The 19,374-nt window shown below is 49.1% G+C and carries 21 protein-coding genes and 3 tRNA genes; 6 read left to right on the forward strand and 18 right to left on the reverse strand.

The features are described 5' to 3' along the window. Positions 1-52 precede the first annotated feature (52 nt). The gene (locus EVX52_RS02395) at positions 53-487 is read left to right on the forward strand and encodes a DoxX family protein (RefSeq protein WP_129951852.1); all 435 of its coding nucleotides are present in this window, start codon (positions 53-55) and stop codon (positions 485-487) included. Positions 488-774: 287 nt separating this feature from the next. After that, positions 775-2,013, forward strand: a complete 1,239-nt coding sequence (gene mdtG, locus EVX52_RS02400) for a multidrug efflux MFS transporter MdtG (protein ID WP_129990523.1) — start codon at positions 775-777, stop codon at positions 2,011-2,013. 164 nt (positions 2,014-2,177) lie between these two features. Here mdtG and EVX52_RS02405 read toward each other — a convergent pair whose 3' ends face one another. Next, positions 2,178-2,576 (reverse strand): VOC family protein, encoded by a 399-nt coding sequence (locus tag EVX52_RS02405; protein ID WP_129951854.1) that lies wholly within the window; start codon positions 2,574-2,576, stop codon positions 2,178-2,180. Between the two features lie 215 nt (positions 2,577-2,791). Here EVX52_RS02405 and EVX52_RS02410 point away from each other — a divergent pair, with 215 nt between their 5' ends. Beyond that, positions 2,792-3,199 (forward strand): MysB family protein, encoded by a 408-nt coding sequence (locus EVX52_RS02410; RefSeq protein WP_129951855.1) that lies wholly within the window; start codon positions 2,792-2,794, stop codon positions 3,197-3,199. Positions 3,200-3,205: 6 nt separating this feature from the next. Here the strand turns inward: EVX52_RS02410 and EVX52_RS02415 are convergent, their stop codons facing one another. The 3 genes from EVX52_RS02415 to EVX52_RS02425 all read right to left on the reverse strand — a co-directional run bounded on the left by EVX52_RS02415 (position 3,206) and on the right by EVX52_RS02425 (position 7,761). Beyond that, on the reverse strand, positions 3,206-3,451 hold the full coding sequence (locus EVX52_RS02415) for a YceK/YidQ family lipoprotein (RefSeq protein WP_129951856.1): 246 nt from the start codon (positions 3,449-3,451) through the stop codon (positions 3,206-3,208). 199 nt (positions 3,452-3,650) lie between these two features. Continuing rightward, on the reverse strand, positions 3,651-6,233 hold the full coding sequence (gene mdoH, locus EVX52_RS02420; protein WP_129951857.1) for a glucans biosynthesis glucosyltransferase MdoH: 2,583 nt from the start codon (positions 6,231-6,233) through the stop codon (positions 3,651-3,653). Continuing rightward, positions 6,226-7,761 (reverse strand): glucan biosynthesis protein G, encoded by a 1,536-nt coding sequence (locus EVX52_RS02425; RefSeq protein WP_129951858.1) that lies wholly within the window; start codon positions 7,759-7,761, stop codon positions 6,226-6,228. Before EVX52_RS02425 ends, mdoH begins: the two co-directional genes overlap by 8 nt. Before the next feature lie 330 nt (positions 7,762-8,091). On the opposite strand from EVX52_RS02425, the gene mdoC reads away from it, so the two are divergent. Further along, positions 8,092-9,273, forward strand: a complete 1,182-nt coding sequence (mdoC, locus tag EVX52_RS02430) for a glucans biosynthesis protein MdoC (protein ID WP_129951859.1) — start codon at positions 8,092-8,094, stop codon at positions 9,271-9,273. A 60-nt stretch (positions 9,274-9,333) separates the two neighbouring features. Here mdoC and EVX52_RS02435 read toward each other — a convergent pair whose 3' ends face one another. The 3 genes from EVX52_RS02435 to EVX52_RS25660 all read right to left on the reverse strand — a co-directional run bounded on the left by EVX52_RS02435 (position 9,334) and on the right by EVX52_RS25660 (position 10,782). Further along, a complete protein-coding gene (locus EVX52_RS02435; RefSeq protein WP_129951860.1) occupies positions 9,334-9,594 on the reverse strand; it encodes a hypothetical protein in 261 nt (86 codons plus the stop codon). Between the two features lie 431 nt (positions 9,595-10,025). Continuing rightward, on the reverse strand, positions 10,026-10,385 hold the full coding sequence (locus EVX52_RS02440) for a DUF2502 domain-containing protein (protein WP_129951861.1): 360 nt from the start codon (positions 10,383-10,385) through the stop codon (positions 10,026-10,028). Between the two features lie 265 nt (positions 10,386-10,650). After that, positions 10,651-10,782 carry a hypothetical protein gene (locus tag EVX52_RS25660; protein WP_013576285.1) on the reverse strand — a complete coding sequence of 44 codons (132 nt, stop codon included), beginning with the start codon at positions 10,780-10,782 and terminating at the stop codon, positions 10,651-10,653. A gap of 179 nt (positions 10,783-10,961) precedes the next feature. On the opposite strand from EVX52_RS25660, the gene EVX52_RS02445 reads away from it, so the two are divergent. Continuing rightward, positions 10,962-11,174 carry a YccJ family protein gene (locus EVX52_RS02445; RefSeq protein WP_129990524.1) on the forward strand — a complete coding sequence of 71 codons (213 nt, stop codon included), beginning with the start codon at positions 10,962-10,964 and terminating at the stop codon, positions 11,172-11,174. A gap of 75 nt (positions 11,175-11,249) precedes the next feature. Here the strand turns inward: EVX52_RS02445 and EVX52_RS02450 are convergent, their stop codons facing one another. From EVX52_RS02450 to EVX52_RS02460, 3 genes are all read right to left on the reverse strand, one after another. Further along, on the reverse strand, positions 11,250-11,513 hold the full coding sequence (locus EVX52_RS02450) for a hypothetical protein (protein WP_015690199.1): 264 nt from the start codon (positions 11,511-11,513) through the stop codon (positions 11,250-11,252). 48 nt (positions 11,514-11,561) lie between these two features. After that, positions 11,562-11,837 carry a hypothetical protein gene (locus EVX52_RS02455; protein ID WP_129951863.1) on the reverse strand — a complete coding sequence of 92 codons (276 nt, stop codon included), beginning with the start codon at positions 11,835-11,837 and terminating at the stop codon, positions 11,562-11,564. Positions 11,838-11,965: 128 nt separating this feature from the next. Further along, positions 11,966-12,475 carry a YlaC family protein gene (locus EVX52_RS02460; RefSeq protein ID WP_129990525.1) on the reverse strand — a complete coding sequence of 170 codons (510 nt, stop codon included), beginning with the start codon at positions 12,473-12,475 and terminating at the stop codon, positions 11,966-11,968. 177 nt (positions 12,476-12,652) lie between these two features. On the opposite strand from EVX52_RS02460, the gene EVX52_RS02465 reads away from it, so the two are divergent. Further along, positions 12,653-13,129, forward strand: a complete 477-nt coding sequence (locus EVX52_RS02465) for a GyrI-like domain-containing protein (protein WP_129951865.1) — start codon at positions 12,653-12,655, stop codon at positions 13,127-13,129. Positions 13,130-13,134: 5 nt separating this feature from the next. On the opposite strand, the gene deoR is transcribed toward EVX52_RS02465, so the two are convergent. The 8 genes from deoR to uvrY form a co-directional block, all read right to left on the reverse strand. Continuing rightward, complete coding sequence (gene deoR / locus EVX52_RS02470; RefSeq protein ID WP_129951866.1) at positions 13,135-13,899, reverse strand: DNA-binding transcriptional repressor DeoR; 765 nt, start codon at positions 13,897-13,899, stop codon at positions 13,135-13,137. 83 nt (positions 13,900-13,982) lie between these two features. Then, the gene (locus tag EVX52_RS02475) at positions 13,983-14,642 is read right to left on the reverse strand and encodes a metallophosphoesterase (RefSeq protein WP_129990526.1); all 660 of its coding nucleotides are present in this window, start codon (positions 14,640-14,642) and stop codon (positions 13,983-13,985) included. 757 nt (positions 14,643-15,399) lie between these two features. Then, positions 15,400-15,485: transfer RNA gene (locus EVX52_RS02485), tRNA-Leu, on the reverse strand. 11 nt (positions 15,486-15,496) lie between these two features. Continuing rightward, positions 15,497-15,570, reverse strand: a tRNA-Cys gene (locus tag EVX52_RS02490). A 58-nt stretch (positions 15,571-15,628) separates the two neighbouring features. Further along, positions 15,629-15,704 (reverse strand) — tRNA-Gly (locus EVX52_RS02495). Between the two features lie 148 nt (positions 15,705-15,852). Then, on the reverse strand, positions 15,853-16,401 hold the full coding sequence (gene pgsA, locus EVX52_RS02500) for a CDP-diacylglycerol--glycerol-3-phosphate 3-phosphatidyltransferase (RefSeq protein ID WP_129951868.1): 549 nt from the start codon (positions 16,399-16,401) through the stop codon (positions 15,853-15,855). A gap of 56 nt (positions 16,402-16,457) precedes the next feature. Continuing rightward, positions 16,458-18,293, reverse strand: a complete 1,836-nt coding sequence (gene uvrC, locus EVX52_RS02505; protein ID WP_129990527.1) for an excinuclease ABC subunit UvrC — start codon at positions 18,291-18,293, stop codon at positions 16,458-16,460. A gap of 7 nt (positions 18,294-18,300) precedes the next feature. After that, positions 18,301-18,942 carry a UvrY/SirA/GacA family response regulator transcription factor gene (gene uvrY / locus EVX52_RS02510; RefSeq protein ID WP_129951870.1) on the reverse strand — a complete coding sequence of 214 codons (642 nt, stop codon included), beginning with the start codon at positions 18,940-18,942 and terminating at the stop codon, positions 18,301-18,303. Positions 18,943-19,374 lie beyond the last annotated feature (432 nt).

Raw genomic sequence — 19,374 nt, forward strand, 5'->3', positions numbered from 1 at the left:
CCGCGTGACCCCCGCCTCTGAACAGGCATGTTACCTTTAAAAGGAACACATTATGTTGGCTAAACTGAACACCGCCTTTACCCGTGCTGTTGATCATCAGAATTTCGGTAAGCTTTTGTTGCGTCTGACTTTTGGTATTTTAGTTTTATTCCACGGTGTGGCAAAAGTGGAAAATGGTGTGGGCTGGATTGCACAGATGTTACAAGCTGATGGCCTGCCTGGCTTTATTGCTTACGGTGCCTATATAGGTGAAGTGATCGCGCCGGTGCTGATTATTCTGGGTATATTCACCCGCCCTGCCGCGCTGATTCTGGCATTCAATATCTTAGTGGCCGTTTTCCTGGTTGTTGGCGGCAAATTCTTCACCGTCACCGAAGTGGGTGCCTGGGGACTGGAAGGTGAAGCTCTGTATTTCTTCGGTAGCCTGGCCATTATGTTCCTGGGTAGCGGCCGTTACTCTGTTATGAAGAACGAAGCCCTCCGTTAAGATCTGGTTTTAGTTGTGTCTTTCATTGTCTGTTTTTAATTCTGTGTCTGTCGCGGTCAGCCTCGGTGCTGACCGTTTTTTTTGACTTTTACCGCGCTGAATTGCTCTTCTTTATCCCGCCAAATTTTTTGAACCTGTATTTCACTTGGCTTGTTACAGTTCATTAACATCATTGAAGTGAATGATAATTAGGCGCATAATTATCAAGCCAACTGACTGTTATTTGTGCTCTGTCTTGTTTCTTTCTCTCATTCCAGAGCAAATCTGATCCCTTTATTCGGTACTATATGACTTCGGCCTCTGAACCTGAAATCGCCCCAGATCCCATTAACTGGAAACGAAATTTATTTGTTGCCTGGATCGGTTGTTTCCTTACCGGTGCTGCATTCAGTCTGATCATGCCTTTCCTGCCCCTTTACGTGGAAACCCTCGGCGTAACCGGTCATGAATCCCTGAATATGTGGTCCGGGCTGGTGTTTAGTATCACTTTCCTGTTTTCCGCCATCGCCTCACCTTTCTGGGGTGGGCTCGCCGATCGTAAAGGCCGAAAAATCATGCTGCTGCGCTCTGCACTTGGTATGGCGATTGTCATGGCGTTAATGGGATTTGCACAAAACATCTGGCAGTTTCTGGTTCTGCGTGCATTACTCGGTTTGCTTGGCGGATTTGTTCCTAATGCCAATGCGCTGATCGCCACCCAAATTCCGCGCAATAAAAGCGGCTGGGCACTCGGCACGCTGTCTACCGGTGCCGTGAGTGGCGCCCTGATTGGTCCGCTGGTCGGCGGCTTGCTCGCTGACAGCTACGGTTTGCGGCCGGTTTTCTTCATCACAGCGTCCGTGCTGTTTCTCTGCTTCCTGATGACGCTGTATTTCATCCGTGAGCAATTTGTCCCTGTGAACAAAAAAGATATGCTCAACCGTAAACAGGTTTTCGCTTCACTGAAAAACCCCAAACTGGTGCTCTGTCTGTTCGTCACGACGCTGATTATTCAGGTAGCAACCGGTTCTATTGCGCCCATACTCACGTTGTATGTGCGTGAACTGGCGGGAAATACCCAGAACCTGGCGTTTATCAGCGGTATGATAGCTTCGGTGCCGGGCGTGGCCGCACTGATGAGTGCGCCGCGTTTAGGCAAACTCGGTGACCGGATAGGCCCCGAGCGGATCCTGGTGGCGATGATGGCGTTATCTGTGCTGTTATTGATTCCGATGGCCTTTGTACAAACACCATTGCAGTTGGGTATTTTGCGTTTTCTGTTGGGTGCCTGCGATGGTGCATTGTTGCCAGCCGTTCAGACCCTGCTAATTTATAACTGCACGAATCAGGTGGCAGGACGGGTATTTAGCTACAACCAGTCATTCCGTGATGTCGGCAATGTCACCGGTCCGCTACTGGGTGCCGCGGTCTCAGCCAGCTACGGCTTCCGGACGGTATTTTTTGTCACGGCGATGGTCGTATTATTTAATGCAGGATATTCGTACTGGTGTCTGCAACGCCGGCCGCATCAGGCCATGATTGACTGAATCACAACCGGCGAAGCAGAACGGGGCATTGAGTTTTAACTACCTGCGGCGGTACGGGTGAATGTTCCGTCACCTCAACGACTGGCCGTCGCGCTTCATAATGCTTGCCAGCCGTTGTGGCCGAAGCACAGACATCAGTTTCTGTACTCTGCTGACATTTATCGCTAGGCCGTCCAGTCACGCAATGCCAGTACTACCCGATAACCGTCAATGTCCTCAAAGGTTTTGCCGCATTCATCCCAGTAGGGATTAAACGACGGTACGGCAATAAAACCCGCCTGTAGCATCCGCTCGCACTGCATACTCCACTGCTGATTATCCGGGATATAGAACACCAGAAGATTGTCTTCGGTAGGCGCACGCCCCACGGACGAGCCGTGATGATGCGTAAATTCGAGATGATAATGATGATGCGCATGCCCGACCAGCACACCATCAAACCCCTGATGATCGCAAAAACTGCCGATGATGTCGAAACCCAGCCCTTCTGAATACATACGCGTTATTTGCCCGAGATTATCCGTCGGGCGCGCCACCCGTAAGATTGCCTGTCGTGAAACCATCTGTACTCCTGCTCTTTTTTAAATAGCCGCAACGGCGCGGGTAAGAAAATGAGAATAGCAGAAAAAATCTGACTGATTTCGTCTGAAAACTTGCATCCTGTCAGTTATCGACAACACTCTTTTAATCAGGTTTTTCACTGTCAGATGGCTGTTACTTATTCATTAATAACGCTATTTGCTGCAGATCCCTTTATCGTTCAACTCAGGAGACAACAATGAGCATGTACGCAACGCTGGAAGAAGCTATTGATGCCGCCCGCGAAGAATTCCTCGAAGCCGCGCAGGATCGGATCCATGACGACGAAGAACCCATTCCGGATCAGTTTAATCTGCAAAAATATATCATGCAGGATGGCGATGTGATGTGGCAGGCGGAGTTCCTCAATGGTGAAGGAGATTCCATCGATGCGCTGACGTTCCGCAGCGGTGCAGCGGCGCAGGCCATCTTTGATGAGGATTATGATCTGATAGAACTCGAAGAAGAATGGCAGGAAGAAGCCACGCTTTATGAATGGGATGAAGGTGAATATCAGCATGAACCGCCGCTCGATACTGAAGAAGGTAAAGCGGCATCTGAAGAATGGGACGATGAAGACGAATACCCGGGTCGTGATATCGATTAAGTCACTTTATTCATAAGGCCCGTGGCGGGCGTCAACCGGCAGCATGAACGTGTCGACAATCATCGACAGAGGAACATCGATAACAGTGACATAACGCCACGGGCTGTCCCGTAAATCCCACTGCACCCCGGGATAATACTGGTTACCATGCCCCTGTCCCGGCACAGTCCGGCTGATAATACTGCCGCATCCGGTCAGCATCGTCGCCAGCAATGCCAGCGCACACCCGCGAAAAATAACCCGATTAATCACTCACCCAACCTGTCGATTCAATTCAAAAGAAGTCTATTCAGCAACACCGTCAGCTTATCACGCACCCTGTGTGCCTTATGTTAAGGCAAGGTAAAAAATTCCGGCGCTCCCCGCTAAAGTGTAATCCGCCTTTCGTCACAAAGAAAACGGGCAGTATGCGTTCACATACTGCCCGTTTTTTATTTACCCCATGTCATTTTCAGGCGGATTTAACTTCAGGCGTCTGAGTGACAGGGAATGCCTGCACATTACGAGGCAGTTGCGCGTAGTAAGCACTCCATACCTGCTGATCAGGTTGCGTCCACACGGCAGAGTGTAAACGCGCCATCAGCACCGGATCACTTAACAGGATCAGGCGATCCGCCTTGCCCAGATCCTTAGGACCGGTTTTTAGCGCATGCTCAAGATGAGCACGACGGCCGTTTTCTACCGTTTCACGCAACAGGTGACGGGATGTTGCCATCGCCGTTGCCAGCGCGTTGAAGCCCGGATCGAAGACTGCATGCATAAAGCCGTTTTGCAGCTTACGCGAACGGTTCAGCGTCAGGTATTCCTCGGTAGCCACCAGTTCACGCGGAGGATCGTATTCTTCCGGGATCAGGAACAGTTTGGCTTTCTTACTCTTAATCCCTAACGTTGCCCGGCTCGACAGTACAGAGACGATTGGCGACAGGATAAGAGAGAAAACGATGGGTGCCAGCCACCACAGGAAACGCAAGTCCAGCCACGCCATACCGGCCGCCCAGACCGCACCCAGCAACAGCTGAGAACCGTGACGTTTAAAGGCTTCGCCCCATGGAGTATCGTCGTCATCGCGCTGCGGTGAGTTCCAGACCACTTCCCAACCCAGGAACGCGCTGACCACGAAGACAGTGTGGAACAACATACGTACCGGTGCCAGCAATACTGAGAACAGCATTTCGAGGAACATGGAAATCAGCAGACGGAATGCTCCACCAAACTGTTTTGCCCCTTTCGCCCAAATCAGCACAATACTCAGCAGTTTTGGCAGGAACAGCAACACCATGGTGGTCGAGAACAAGGCAATCGCCAGTTCCGGACGCCACTGCGGCCATACCGGGAATAGCTGACGGGGTTGCAGGAAATACTGCGGTTCCATCAGCGTGTGCACGACCTGCAATGCGGTCGACAAAGCCAGGAAGGTAAACCATAACGGTGCAGACAGGTAAGACATGACCCCCGTCAGGAACACCGCGCGGTGAACCGGGTGCATACCTTTTACCAGGAACAGACGGAAGTTCATCAGGTTCCCGTGACACCAGCGACGGTCGCGCTTCAGCTCATCGAGCAGGTTCGGTGGCAACTCTTCATAACTGCCGGGCAGATCATAAGCAATCCATACACCCCAGCCAGCACGACGCATCAATGCTGCTTCCACAAAGTCATGAGACATGATGGAACCCGCAAAGGAACCTTCACCCGGCAACGGTGCCAGTGCACAATGCTCGATAAACGGTTTCACGCGGATAATGGCGTTATGGCCCCAGTAATGGGATTCGCCCAACTGCCAGAAATGCAAACCAGCAGTAAACAGCGGGCCGTAAACACGGGTCGCAAATTGCTGACAACGCGCATACAGCGTATCCATGCCTGAGGCTTTTGGCGCAGACTGGATAATACCGGCGTTCGGGTTGGCATCCATCAGACGGGCCAGGCCGGTCAGACATTCGCCACTCATGACGCTGTCGGCATCAAGAATAACCATATAGGCATATTCCCCGCCCCAGCGACGGCACCAGTCATCAATGTTACCGCTTTTGCGTTTTACACGACGGCGACGACGGCGATAGAAAATACGTCCGTGACCCTCAACGTCGCGGCACACTTCCATCCAGGCTTTTTGTTCCGCTACGCAGATATCCGGGTCGTAACTGTCGCTCAGCACGTAGATATCGAACTGATCCAAATCTCCCGTCGCTTTGACTGATTCATACGTTGCACGCAGACCCGCGAAAACGCGCTCCACGTCTTCGTTACAAATCGGCATGATCAATGCTGTACGGTTGTTCGGATTCAGCGGCTCATTACCTTTGGTCGACGCGGTAATGCTGTATTTGTCCCGGCCGATAAGCAATTGCAAAAAGCCCATCAGCGCGGTCCAGAATCCTGCCGACACCCAACAAAACAGGATGGCAAACAGCACCAGGATCCCGGTCTGTAAAACGTAAGGCAGTAATTGCAGAACAGATTGTTGCCAGTCCTGATTGAGCATATCGCTTGGATCGATGAGTGCCCAGCCCTGATACGGGAGAATGGTTTTCATGTACCAGGTAGCAATTGCCGTCTGTACCAGCATCAGAACCAGCAGGATATAACGACGCACGGAACCGGCGTGGCGCCAGCGCTTTTCCGACTCAGGCATATGTGACGTAGTGTGACGCGAAACCGCGCTGCGCCCCATCAGGTTGTCCCAGAAACGCCCGACCGGGTTGGTGCGCCAGACATCAGGGAACATGCTGGAGCGTTTAACCGGTGGCATGGCGCGGGTAATCGTGCGCCCTTCGTTATCGGTTTCGTCTAAGGTGCCCTTTTCCAGGGCATCAGGCCAGCTTGCGCCGACACGGGCTTTCACTGACACCAGAGGCGCATCAGGATCGGCCGCATTAACCGTGGTCGTTACATCACCGCCTAAACGGTGATGTACAGTAGCAAAAGCCAGCTCCTGCTCAGCAGGAAGCTGCTGAGAGAGCGCCGCTTTCTGTTCATCAGTAAGCGGTAAGGCTTCTACATAATCTTGAGTAGAGTGCGTTGACTTATTCATTTGCAGGCAGCTGATAGCTCCAGGTTTCACTCAGAGTTTTATCGCCATTGGCCAGAGAAGCGCGCATTTCGATCGCCTTCTTAGGATCCTTAACTTTCAGGCGCAGCGTCAGACGCCAGCCCTTTGTGACAGGATTATAGCGTACGGAGTTTTCAACCAGATCACCGTTGTCGCCCACGCTGACCTGAGACACCACCGGCGTGTCGCTTTTCAGTGCTTTCAGGTTTGGACCGACAAAGTCGACCAGGAAAGCCACGCTGCCATCCGGCTCACGGATCAGATTCGACTGTTTCACGTCACCGGTAGAGCGCATAGTGCGTTCGACCCACGCCAGATCAGGAGAGTGCAATTTCTCTTCTTCACGGGTGAAATGTAAACGATAGTTCAGGCTCAGCGGTTTGCCGGCATCAGGCAACTGATCAGGGGTCCAGAAAGCCACAATGTTGTCGTTGGTTTCATCCGCAGTCGGAATTTCCACCAGCTCAACTTTCCCTTTACCCCAGTCGCCTTTGGTTTCAACCCAGCCACTTGGACGCAGGTCGTAACGGTCATCCAGATCTTCGAAGTTAGAGAAACTGCGACCGCGTTGCAGCAGACCAAAGCCTTTCGGGTTCTCCATAGAGAACTGGCTGACAGCAAGGTGTTTCGGATTGTTCAGCGGACGCCAGATCCATTCACCGTTACCCGCGTGGATAGACAAACCGTTGGAATCATGCAGCGCCGGACGGTAATTAAGCACCGGCGAAGGCTGGTTTGCGCCAAACAGGAACATGCTGGTCAACGGAGCCAAACCCAGTTTGCCAACTTTATCGCGCAGATAAACCTGAGACTGTACGTCAACAGTGGCTTCTTTACCCGGATAAACGTCCAGACGGTAAGCGCCGGTCGCACGCGGAGAATCCAGTAAGGCATAAATGACTAAATGCTTTTCATCCGGATTAGGACGTTCGATCCAGAATTCACGAAAACGTGGGAATTCCTCGCCGGAAGCCAGCGCAGTATCGATCGCCAGACCACGGGCAGACAAACCATAAACCTGGCCTTTACCGATGACGCGGAAGTAGCTGGCGCCCAGCACACTCATAATCTCATCATCTTTGTCGGCTTTGTTGATGGGATAAAGCACTTTGAAGCCGGCAAAGCCGAGGTTTTTCACTGAGTCAGCGTCATGCTTGACGTTGCCAAAGTTGAAATAGTCCGGGCTGTATTTGATCTCTTTGACTGAATCGGCGGTCACTTCATTGATTTTCACCGGCGTGTCGAAGTACATACCCTGATGATAAAATTCAAGCTTGAAAGGCGTATTCAGATTTTTCCAGTACGCTTTGTCATGATTGAATTGAATTTGTTGATAATCTGCGAATTTGAGATCGCGGAACTGAGACGGAAGATTGCTTTTCGGCGCTTCGTAACCTTTATCGGCTAATGCCTTCGCTTGTTTGGCAACATCATCTATAGAAAAAGCCCAGGCAGATGAGGTGAACATGGTCATCAACACTGCGGCACTTAGCAAACGGACTTTGATCATACGTGACCCTATGGAAAAATTTTTATCTGACACCTTGTCTCCTACGCGCGCTTCATTCATTCACTGTAACTATTTTAAGGGAAGTGTCAGGTTTCCGACAACTTGAGCAGTCGATGGTTCATCCATTGATGAACCGTTTAAGCGCAACAGGGTACAAGGATATCAATTCGTTGAAACTCCGGCTATGGAAACTTGTCCTATAACAAAGCATGTTTTAAGGTTAGAAACTAAACTAATGTCAACGATGGTCATTTTTGCTTACGTGCGAAATTAGCCTTAAAGACAAATTACGCTCTAAAATTAGGATGAGCTACTTACAATGGATACGTAATGACACAGCCAAAACCACAACGTGAGTTTTTCTTAGACTCCATCCGCGCATATTTGATGCTGCTGGGTATTCCTTTTCATATATCATTGATTTACTCCAGTCATATCTGGGCGGTAAACAGTGCAATACCTTCTCACGGCCTGACAATATTCAATGATGTTATTCACGCCTTTCGTATGCAGGTATTCTTTGTTATCTCCGGCTATTTTTCTTATATGCTGTATGAGCGTTATGATCCGCAGCAATGGCTGAAGGTGCGCCTGGAGCGTGTTGCCATTCCACTGGCGGCAGCCTTCCCGCTGATCACTATCCCCCAACTCTATTTTCTGATGAAATTCACCAGCAAATTTTCTGATTGGGATAATCTGGATTTTTATCAGAAAATTAACATTACCGTCTGGGAACTGGTTTCGCATTTATGGTTCCTGCTAACCCTGGTCATTCTCACCAGCATTTGTTTTTACCTCTTCAAATTCATTAAAGAAATTAAGACTAGTCGTATTCAAATAATAAAAAGCCGTACAAACAGCTTAGGAAAACTCTCAATTATCTTTTTATTTATCGGTTTAATTTACGCAGCATTTAACCGAAGCCTGTATCTTTTTGCGCCGCATTTACTTTCCAACGGTGCATTTAATTTCATTGTCATGCAGACACTGTTTTATCTGCCATTTTTCATCCTGGGTGCGCTTGCTTATAAATTCTCCTGGCTGAAAGAACTGTTTCTGAAACCGTCGGCTACCGCCGGTGTAGTCAGCATTTTCCTGTTCGCGGCTTACATGTTCAATCAACATGTCAATACACCCCAGCTGTACTCGATGGAAATCGATGCCATCATCACAACCCTGCTCGGGTTCCTGATGGTCAATGTGGTGTTTTCCTTCAGCCACTATTTACTCAATTTCCAGGCACCGTGGATCACCTACCTGGTCAATTCATCCTTATTTATCTATCTTATCCACCATCCTTTAACGCTGATTTACGGGGCGTTCATTACACCGAAAATCCATAGCGACTGGTTGGGGTTCTGGCTGGGGCTGGTATTTGTATTCGGTATCGCCTTTTTGCTGTATGAGATCCATAAGCGCATCCCTATCCTGCGGTTCCTGTTCTCAGGCAAACCACAGCAGCCGGTTAAAAAGAACTCAACCGACGTGCCGCCGCAGAATCAGGCTTCCTGATGCCAGACGACAAAAAGCGCCCTCAGGCGCTTTTTGTAAGACGGATAAAGTAAGAGGGAATTATTTGGTGCTTATCAGTCCCATTGATTTTGCCCACTCTGAAATGTGCCCCCGATAAAAGAAAGTGATGTCCAGCTCCAGCGAACATTCCTTTGAGGGTGTCACGCTGCCCAGACACGGGTATTCCTGCGGACGATATTCAAAAAGAAAATCATCCATTTCCTCATCAGTCAGCAACTTATCGCCTTCTATTTTATCCTGATAGAAATAGGCATCCAGCATCCAGGTACGGTATTCAAAGTCGTTTTTAATCAGTTGCATAGGGATAATCTCGCTAAATGACATATTACATATCTGACAGGGTTTTCCCCTGTGTGACGGCCTGTTTCATCAGATATGTGCCGTAGTCGAGCCATCCATTGCCGATCTCATAACAGGAAATTAACATACAAATGATCATTAGCAAGCTGCAATTGCTCTTAAAAGGCTTTTACCGAACTCATCCGCACTTAATAGCAAAAAAACACATCTTTATATAATTCAAACAAATGAATCACGTTACTTTCATTGATAAACCAATTAGTTAGGAGAAGATTATTAATCGCGGGGGATAAGGGTCAGGCTAGCTTAGGATGGGATGGGGTGGGATGTGAAGGGAACAGAACTGACATTGGGGATACTTTTGCATCGCCACTGCCAACCCTGTTCCCAAAATCTTTTTAACGCCTGTCATTCAACTCATCAAACTTGTGTTACCAACGCCCCGGAGGCGGACCTTCGCGCCAGTGTCCCGGAGGGCCATCACGCCAGTGACCAGGAGGACCATCGCGCCAATAGCCGGGTGGCGGGCCTTCATGCCAGTATTCATGATGCCAGTAGCGTGGCGGTGGTGCCGGTTCGTAATAAACCCAATGACCGCGGCCTTCATCACGATAATGATGCTCCCACCAGCCCGGTGGACGCCAGTCGCCCCCATCCCAATAGTATCCGCGGTCGTCACGGTCACCAATATGCAGTGACAACCCTGGCATATTAACGCCAAGCTCGACGTTCGCCTGTGCGACAGCTGGCAAAGTTAGCAAAACGGCGAGAACTAAAATCAGTTTTTTCATTGTGAACCTCACAACCTGCTTATCAGGTGGTGACAAAGTACTCCCGGCTATCTTCCTGTTCTATAGGAATTTATCCCAAAAAAAAACCCTTAACGGAACCCTTACAATTGCATCAGTACGCCATTGCGGGCAACCCGTTGCAACGCTATGGCGGCAAAGGAAATTCAGCGCATAAGGGCGAAGTAACCCTGAATGACAGACACAAAAAAACCGCCGTGGCGGTTTTCTGTTTGCTGCTTTGTTGTGCAAAATCAGCCGGGCAAAATCAGATTTTGCAGCCTTCGCAGTCACTTTCGTCCTGAACGGCTTCAGGCACTTCCGCTGCTTTTTCAGCTGCTTTAACTTCGGCAGTTTCCAGTGCAGCATCAATGTCAAAATCAAAAATATCGTCGCTCATTCTCATCACCTTAAATGTTCAAAATCGTATCCAGTATAAACGACAGGCCATGCCCGGCGTCGGTTTTTTTGTGCCCTGAGGCCGCAGGATTTGCATAAAGTGCATCAGGAAACCATAGTTATAGTGAATGCAACGGTGTCACGGAGACACTTTTTCGAAATAAATATGAGGAGAACCGGATGACGACGTCAAACATCAAAGCGTGGGCAAATACCCGTGAAACCTCTCACGAAATCGCTGAGGCCATTTTCAAACTGGCGAATAACGACGAGACGCTGGCACAGAAAATCTGGGAAGAAGGCAACGATGAAGTATTGCCTATCGCATTCGCCAAAACCAAGGAAGACCATTTGTTCTGGGGCGAAGAGAAGATTGACCGGAAAAATGTCTGATAATCACTGCGTCAGCGGCTGACAACCAGCCCTGAGTCTGACTTAGGGCTGAATCTGCGTTAAAGCATCAGGGCGTTAGCTGTCGAAGCCAAATCCCATTTTATGTGCCCACTCAAAGATTTGCTCTTTGTAGAAAAAACGTGGTTCACACACCCCTGGCTCGCCGGGTGTCTGGATCATCACAGCCACGCACGGATAAGCCACCGGGCGGGCGTCAAAGATAAAATCATCCACTTCCTGATCGGCAAACTCAGAGGTTTCGCCTACCGCGCTCGCCTGGAATATTTCATCCATTATCCACTGACGGTATTCAAATTCGTTGCTGATAAATTTCATCATTCACCTCTGCCTGGCTTTTACTCTGCTTGCGGCCATTGCCGGATTAAATCAATCGTGTAAGGCGTCGCCGCCACAGCAAGGACACACTTCGGCACGGGCCACGGACATTTGTGCACTGCCGTCGCTGTCCCACTCCACTCTCAAAGGTTTGCCGTTATCGTGTTCGGCTTTGATGAAACGATCAAAATGCGCAGCCTGCCCGGTCATCGTTTCGGTAACTAACAGTTCATCGCCAGCATAAATGCGTGCGGTAGCTTGTGCATCCTGTTTTTCGCCCGAAATGATTTTGTGCAGATGATGAATGGTAAGTTTGATTCGTTCCACTGGTCGCTCCTGTAACGGCTCAACATCTTTTTTCGCACAGTGATATACATTCACGAAAATGATGTCCAGCCGCTATTTTATCAGAGCATGCAGGGTAACGTCATGGCCTGTTGCCATGTTTAGCGGTGTTATGAGTGAGCTAACTGTGCGGTTCCGGTGCCGTCTGGCAACTGGCGCTCCAGCCGGGCCAGATCATAGACATCATAGAAATCCACAAAACCTTTGTGGCGGACAATCGATTCTATCCGGTTTTTAATGTGTTCACTGACCTCAGCAGCGCTGAGAATTTGCTTCACGGCATCAGCGGGAAGCTCACGGCTGAAATACCATTCGCCGTTATAGCAAACGCGTAAATCGAGCACCCCGATATCTTCATAGCGATAAACCGGTTTAATTTCCAGCAATAACATCGCGGACATAAAGATCAGGAAAGCCGTAAATCCGATAAACCATCCGAGCCCCATATAAGGTGAAACGTACATGACGATGCCTACGGCGATATACCCAACCAGCATAGCCAGGCATAACCATGGGTGATTTACAAAAAACTCAGCATTGATCCGCGCCTTACCATCGCGTTCTTCCAGGCGGTTGATGCGATCAATTTCACTGTTTAATACGTTTTTGATTACGTCCATCTCATACCTCATTGCGTCACGACTATAATGCAATCTGATTGTATTATTTTATCACGACAACTGTTATAGCGCGTAGAGCAGTTAACTGCTGTTAATCGTCAAACTGTTATAGTTTTGCACTTACATTCTACTCACCATGGAATCCGCTCAAGGCATGTCAGATAAAAGGAGATCATCATGGCATTATTAATTGTAGAGAGACCGGCCAAAAAGCTGGTCAGCTACCGGGTGGTTGGCCCCTATCAGGAGTCAATCCACAGTGGTTTTCAGCAACTGATGAAATGGGCTGCGCGGCACCATCAGACGCAAAATGAATGGCTGACGTGGTTTCATGATAATCCTGACATCACGCCGCCAGAAGCTTTGCGTGCTGATCCGTCAGTATGTGTAGCCGATAATTTTATTCTGGATGATGCACAGGGACTGGCGTTGCAAACATTGCCGGGAGGCACGTATGCGGCGTATCACACCACAATAACAGACGGCAATTTTGAAAAGGTCTGGCGGGAATTCTATAGCCAACTGCTGACCAGTACGACCTATCGTCCGGACGGAAAAGCGTGCTTTGAACACTATCTCAGCGACGGTTCCAACAATGGCATCTGGGAAGTGGTTCTCTATCAGTCAGTCGAAAAAATCCCGGCAATCCGCTGAAAGCGTTAAACCAGCAATGCAATATCGGACTGCACACAAAAATCGAGATAAGCCTGTGGTGGTTCAGCATCGCTGACCACCACATTAAATCGTGCGAGGGGTGCGATAGCGGCGGGCCTGACCTGATCAAACTTGCTGCTGTCAGCAACGAGAATACTCTGCGCTGAGCGTTCTATGGCCTGATGTTTCATCAGTAACTCATCAAAATTAAAACACGTCACACCGTGCCCGATCGTGACGCCCGCAGCGGAAATAAAAGCTTTCGCCGGGCGGATAAAGTCGAGCTCACTGCTGCGTCCGAGAGGCGTAAAAATGCTGTTACTGGATTTAAACGCCCCACCGCACAGGATAACTTCGCAGTGAGGTTTTTCCTGTAGCGCAAGAAAGGTATTCAGCGAATAGCAAATGGCGGTAAACACCCGGTCATCGGCAATATTTTCAATGACATAAGGCATTGTTGTACCGCAGTCAAAAAATACCGTGTCATTATCCTGGATCAGGCTGGCCGCGCGGGCAGCAAGGCGTTGTTTCTCAGCAATATGGCGTGTTTTCTGTTCACTGATAAAGTAATGCGTCGCCGGATTATTTTTCGGATCAATAACAATATAACCGCCAAGCAAAATTACCGGCGCAGGGGCCGCGCTGAGGTCCCGACGGACCGTCATTTCCGAAACATCAAGCAGTAAGGACGCTTCTTTAAGGTGAATTTTGTCGGTCTTTTTTAATGCCAGCAAAAGACGCTGGATCCTGTCTTCACGCTTATTTTCCATGATGCTATCTCACGCCTTCCCGGTTCGCAGCCGCCCACTATACCGCTGCCCGCCAGCCACCGCAAACCCCGCTAACACTGACATTACTGCAACTGACGAAGTGTCAGATAACCGCCAAACACAGCACCCGTATCAATATAAAACTGATTGGCAAATTGCATGACAGACTCGACCGGCGTATGTCCAAAATAAAATTCATCAGCGCCCGTAATCGACTGAAAACGACCGGCCAACGCATAATTCACACGGTCACGATTCCAGATAACTTCATAACCATCCATAGGTTTACCGAAAACATATTCGCCGGAAGGATAATCAGCATGAGCCACTACGATGTGCCTGCCCGCACGGGTGGTGAGTTCGAGGATATGTGGCAGCTTGTCAGCCTGTAAAATCAGCGCTTTTGCCTGTTCCTGTTGCTCCTGATCAAGTGCATAAAACCAGTCTCCGCCATTACGTAACCAGCGCGAGATATTCTCTTCGTGTATAGCATCAATCGCCATCTGCTCGTGGTTTCCACGTACACAGGCGAACCAGCTTTCATTAAGCAGTTTCAAACAGCCGACACTGTCAGGCCCACGATCGGCCAGATCGCCCACCGATAACAGCAGATCACGGTGGGGATCGAAAGCCACTTTCGCCAGTTTCTCCTCAAGCAGACTCAGGCAACCATGCAAATCGCCGACAATATAAATGTGTCTGTATATTGAACAATCAATACGCTGGTACAGAGCAGAAATCATACTTGGCAAAAATCCATAATCGGAACGAATACCTTAAGTGTAATGCAAGATGATGAGGAGGAAAGCGGAGAAAAGTGGCAGAAAACTTTCCTCTTCTCATCAGCGGCTTGTGCGCTCTCTACACTGAGTTGGCGCTGAAATCCACTGATAATTAAATTATCGTTAAGTAACTGACGCCTTTTTGTGCTAGACTATTGCCCGCTCTAAGTAAAACCGGAGGTTTTATGAGTTCCACAGTTTTAAGCGCTCAAGACGAGTGTCCGTTGTGTCAAAGCACGAATAAGACGTCGGTTAATATGTCGGCGAAAATAGTTACTGTGACCTGCACTTCTTGTGGCCGGTACAGTATCTTCCGCAAAACCATGGAAGAGATCTCAATCGACAGGAAGAAACGCGTTGCTCTGCAGGCGTTTTTCACCAGCCAGCCTAACTACCATTTGCCGCTATCAATCAGGGCATTGAGCAACACTGATTCATCGGGTGAATTCTGACCCTAAAAACGCCCCTCGGGGCTGTTTTAATCTCTGTTTTCTTCATCCCTTTTAATTCAACATCCGACACCGTGTTCAGAATATTTTATTCTGTCTGAGGCCGAGTGCGTGAAGGATGTATCGAAGAAACACTTAAGGCCCCTGTACAGGTGGCCTTTTTTATTGCATCAGCAAGGCATGAATTTCAGGCATAAAAAAACCACCCGAGGGTGGCTATAAACGACATTACTACTTGTATTGCTTTTGATTATTCGGTTAATTTTCCATGGTACCCGGGACGAGACTTGAACTCGTACAGCCATAAGCCGAGGGATTTTAAATCCCTTGTGTCTACCGATTCCACCACCCGGGCTCCGGGAAAATTGGAGGCGCGTTCCGGAGTCGAACCGGACTAGGCGGATTTGCAATCCGCTACATAACCGCTTTGTTAACGCGCCTTAAATCTTACTACTTGTCTTGCACTTAAACCAATTCAACAATCAGTTTAAGAAAATTTGGAGCGGGAAACGAGACTCGAACTCGCGACCCCGACCTTGGCAAGGTCGTGCTCTACCAACTGAGCTATTCCCGCTTTAATCAGAACATACTGATTTTTTTAACTAATCTTTTGGCACAAGACTGGCTGCCTTCCGATGCGTTGCATTCTACTGACCTGACAGATTGAGTCAATAAAATTATCTGCTTCATGCGATCGTTTGACGTTTTTTGCGGCAGTTTGATCAGGGTTCCAGCAAATCATGGCGCGCAGCGTTCAGATATTGGAACATTGACCAGAAAGTCAGCACTGCCGCAATATAAAGTGCAACGACACCCACCCATACCACGATGGCATCAGGACGCCATAACAGCGCGACCAGCGACAGCATTTGCGCTGTGGTTTTCACTTTACCGATCCAGGAAACCGCCACACTGCTGCGTTTGCCAATCTCAGCCATCCACTCACGTAGCGCGGAAATAATGATTTCACGGGCAATCATGGTGGCGGCCGGGAGAGTAATCCACCAGGAATGAAAATACTCAGCCACCAGCACCAGCGCAATCGCCACCATCACTTTATCGGCGACCGGATCAAGGAATGCACCGAAACGCGTCGTCTGCTTCCAGCGGCGAGCCAGATAGCCGTCAAACCAGTCTGTCACGGCAGCAAAAACGAAAATCAGCGCACAGGCCATTGATGCCCACGGATAAGGCAGGTAAAAGGCCAGCACGAAGAACGGTATCAGTACAACGCGGAACAGGGTAAGGCACGTAGGTATATTAAATTGCATAGCGAAGGTAACTGTTTGTCCGGTGTGGATATTATGAGTATGTTGCTACATTGCCCTTAGTGTTTCAACGCATTATGAATCTTTTCTGCCAATGCGATTGAAATACCCGGTACCTGCGCAATTTCCTCTACGCTGGCATTCAGTAATGGCTGAATGCCTCCCATGTACTTCAGTAAAACCTGACGCCGTTTCGGTCCGACGCCTTCAATTTCTTCCAGTGCGCTGGTCGTACGGACTTTTGCACGTCTCTGCCGGTGGCCGGTAATGGCATGGTTATGCGAATCATCACGAATATGCTGGATGAGATGTAACGCCGGTGAATCCGCAGGTAACGCGATCCCTTCACCTTCTGGCACAAAGAACAGAGTTTCGAGCCCGGCTTTACGATCCACACCTTTCGCAATACCAATCAGTAAAGGTTTAGATTTGTCCCACTCTACATTCAGCGAATGAAACACATCCAGCGCCATGCCGAGTTGCCCTTTACCACCATCAATAAAAATGACGTCAGGAATTTTATTATCATCGAGCGCTTTGCCATAGCGACGTTGCAGTACCTGCGCCATCGCCGCGTAGTCATCGCCGGGCGTAATACCGGTAATGTTATAGCGCCGGTATTCAGAACGTACCGGACCATTGCTGTCAAAAACCACGCAGGACGCGACCGTCTGCTCGCCCATAGTATGGCTGATGTCGAAGCATTCCATGCGGTTAATTTCCGCAAGATGGAGTGTTTTTGCGAGTTCTGACATCCGCTGATGGATTGTCGACTGCTGCGCCAGTTTGGTCGTCAGCGCGGCAGAGGCATTGGTGCGCGCCAGTTTCAGATAACGGGCACGGTCACCCCGTGGTTTACTCTGGATTTGTACTTTGCGCCCGGCCAGTTCGCTGAGCGAATCGGCCAGGAGATCTTTTTCCGCCAGACTGAAATCCAGCAGAATTTCACCGGGCAGTGTCCGTTGCTGACTGCCCTGCAAATAAAATTGTCCGACGAAAGTTTGCACCACTTCGCCCAGATCGGTGCCGCCCGGTACTTTTGGAAAATAACTACGGCTGCCTAATACTTTGCCCTGACGGATAAACAGAACGTGCAGGCAAGCCATGCCTGAGTCGAAGGCCACGCCAATCACATCCAGATCTTCGCTGTTACCCGACACGAACTGTCGTTCTGTCACACGGCGTACAGCCTGGATTTGATCGCGTATCCGTCCGGCATCTTCAAAACGCAGCGTTTTACTGGCCTCTTCCATGCGGTTGACGAGTTGCGTGACCACCTGCTGGTCTTTACCGGAGAGGAAAAGGCGCACATATTCCACCTGATCTTTATAATCCTCCTCACTCACCAGCCCTTTGACACACGGCCCCAGACAGCGGCCAATCTGATATTGCAAACAAGGACGTGAACGGTTGCTGTAAACGCTGTTTTCACACTGGCGTATCGGGAAAAGTTTTTGCAGCAGCGCCAGTGTCTCACGTACGGCATAGGAATTCGGAAAAGGCCCGAAATACTCGCCTTTGGCATGCTTAGCGCCGCGATGTACTGACAGTCTTGGATGGTTATCCGCGCTGAGGAAGATCAGCGGATATGACTTATCATCGCGCAACAATACGTTATAACGTGGCTGATAAAGTTTGATGTAATTATGTTCAAGAAGCAGCGCTTCGGTTTCCGTGTGGGTCACGGTGACATCAATTTGCGCGATGTTTTTGACCAGAGTTTCGGTTTTACGGCTGGAAACCTGGACGCGAAAATAACTCGAAAGACGTTTTTTGAGGTCTTTGGCTTTACCTACGTAGATTACGGTGCCGCTGGCGTCATACATTCTGTAGACGCCCGGCTGGCTGGTAACCGTTTTCAGAAAGGCTTTTGGGTCGAAACGCTCATCACTCACTGCCTGATTAAGTCTCCGTGTTGAATAAACCGTGTCGTATTGCCAGATGTGTTAACTCAACATCACCGCTGATATTTAATTTACTAAACATCCGATAACGATAACTGTTAACGGTCTTCGGGCTCAAGCTAAGTTGTTCAGAAATTTCATTGACCTTTTGCCCTTTAGTGATCATCAGCATGATCTGCAGTTCACGCTCGGATAAGGAATCAAAAGGCGTTTCGGACTGCGGTTCAATCTGGCTTAATGCCATTTGCTGAGCAATGTCGGAGGCAATATAACGCTGACCCGAGTCAACCAGACGAATGGCATTGACCACTTCCTGCGGAGCCGCCCCTTTGCTCAGGTAACCGGAAGCGCCCGCCTGCATTACTTTGGCCGGCAGCGGATTTTCAGTATAAATCGTTAAAATGATGATCTTGATACCGGGGGAAAAGCGGACGATTTTTTTGGTCGCCTCAAGCCCGCCAATACCTGGCATATTCATATCCATCAGGACGATATCAACGTCATTGGTCCGACACCATTTGACGGCATCTTCACCGCATTGCGCCTCACCAACAACTTTGATGCCTTTGATATCTTCCAGAATGCGTCGGATCCCTGCGCGCACCAGTTCGTGGTCATCAACAAGAAGAACGCTAATCAAAGAGAATTCTCCAAAAAATAAGGGCAACACACCGTCAGGGACTTCACACTTGTCTTACGTAAACCTACGTAGCGAACATTAAATTTGCTCTCAGACAGCTTATAAATGAAGAGAAGGTGACAAATAAGAGGCCAATATCAACAAACTCGCCCCACTACCGCTCATCGGTAGTATTTTTAAAACAGAAAGATACTGTGATTTATTATAGCCTGCGTATTTTACTCTATCAGGCGTTCCTGACCAAGAAATGTCTGCAAAAAACTAGTTTGCTGAATGTAAATGAGAAGTACAATCACCGGCCTTAATAAATTATAAAAAATACCTTTCTAATCAACGGTGAACCAGGGAAATTTGCGTTCTTATTTAGACTGTAAGAAAATAACCGCCGGTCTTTTCTCTTACCTGAAACTCTCTTTACACCGGCCTGACTAT

It is taken from the genome of Rahnella sp. CFA14(1/10), assembly GCF_004195095.1.
GTDB lineage: Bacteria > Pseudomonadota > Gammaproteobacteria > Enterobacterales > Enterobacteriaceae > Rahnella > Rahnella perminowiae.

Bases quoted from the DNA above. Each gene is read 5' to 3' on its own strand.
- EVX52_RS02395 (WP_129951852.1), top strand. From the start codon at position 53: ATGTTGGCTAAACTGAACACCGCCTTTACCCGTGCTGTTGATCATCAG.
- mdtG (WP_129990523.1), top strand. From the start codon at position 775: ATGACTTCGGCCTCTGAACCTGAAATCGCCCCAGATCCCATTAACTGG.
- EVX52_RS02405 (WP_129951854.1), bottom strand. From the start codon at position 2,576: ATGGTTTCACGACAGGCAATCTTACGGGTGGCGCGCCCGACGGATAAT.
- EVX52_RS02410 (WP_129951855.1), top strand. From the start codon at position 2,792: ATGAGCATGTACGCAACGCTGGAAGAAGCTATTGATGCCGCCCGCGAA.
- mdoH (WP_129951857.1), bottom strand. From the start codon at position 6,233: ATGAATAAGTCAACGCACTCTACTCAAGATTATGTAGAAGCCTTACCG.
- EVX52_RS02425 (WP_129951858.1), bottom strand. From the start codon at position 7,761: ATGATCAAAGTCCGTTTGCTAAGTGCCGCAGTGTTGATGACCATGTTC.
- mdoC (WP_129951859.1), top strand. From the start codon at position 8,092: ATGACACAGCCAAAACCACAACGTGAGTTTTTCTTAGACTCCATCCGC.
- EVX52_RS02435 (WP_129951860.1), bottom strand. From the start codon at position 9,594: ATGCAACTGATTAAAAACGACTTTGAATACCGTACCTGGATGCTGGAT.
- EVX52_RS02440 (WP_129951861.1), bottom strand. From the start codon at position 10,385: ATGAAAAAACTGATTTTAGTTCTCGCCGTTTTGCTAACTTTGCCAGCT.
- EVX52_RS25660 (WP_013576285.1), bottom strand. From the start codon at position 10,782: ATGAGCGACGATATTTTTGATTTTGACATTGATGCTGCACTGGAAACT.
- EVX52_RS02445 (WP_129990524.1), top strand. From the start codon at position 10,962: ATGACGACGTCAAACATCAAAGCGTGGGCAAATACCCGTGAAACCTCT.
- EVX52_RS02450 (WP_015690199.1), bottom strand. From the start codon at position 11,513: ATGATGAAATTTATCAGCAACGAATTTGAATACCGTCAGTGGATAATG.
- EVX52_RS02460 (WP_129990525.1), bottom strand. From the start codon at position 12,475: ATGGACGTAATCAAAAACGTATTAAACAGTGAAATTGATCGCATCAAC.
- EVX52_RS02465 (WP_129951865.1), top strand. From the start codon at position 12,653: ATGGCATTATTAATTGTAGAGAGACCGGCCAAAAAGCTGGTCAGCTAC.
- deoR (WP_129951866.1), bottom strand. From the start codon at position 13,899: ATGGAAAATAAGCGTGAAGACAGGATCCAGCGTCTTTTGCTGGCATTA.
- EVX52_RS02475 (WP_129990526.1), bottom strand. From the start codon at position 14,642: ATGATTTCTGCTCTGTACCAGCGTATTGATTGTTCAATATACAGACAC.
- pgsA (WP_129951868.1), bottom strand. From the start codon at position 16,401: ATGCAATTTAATATACCTACGTGCCTTACCCTGTTCCGCGTTGTACTG.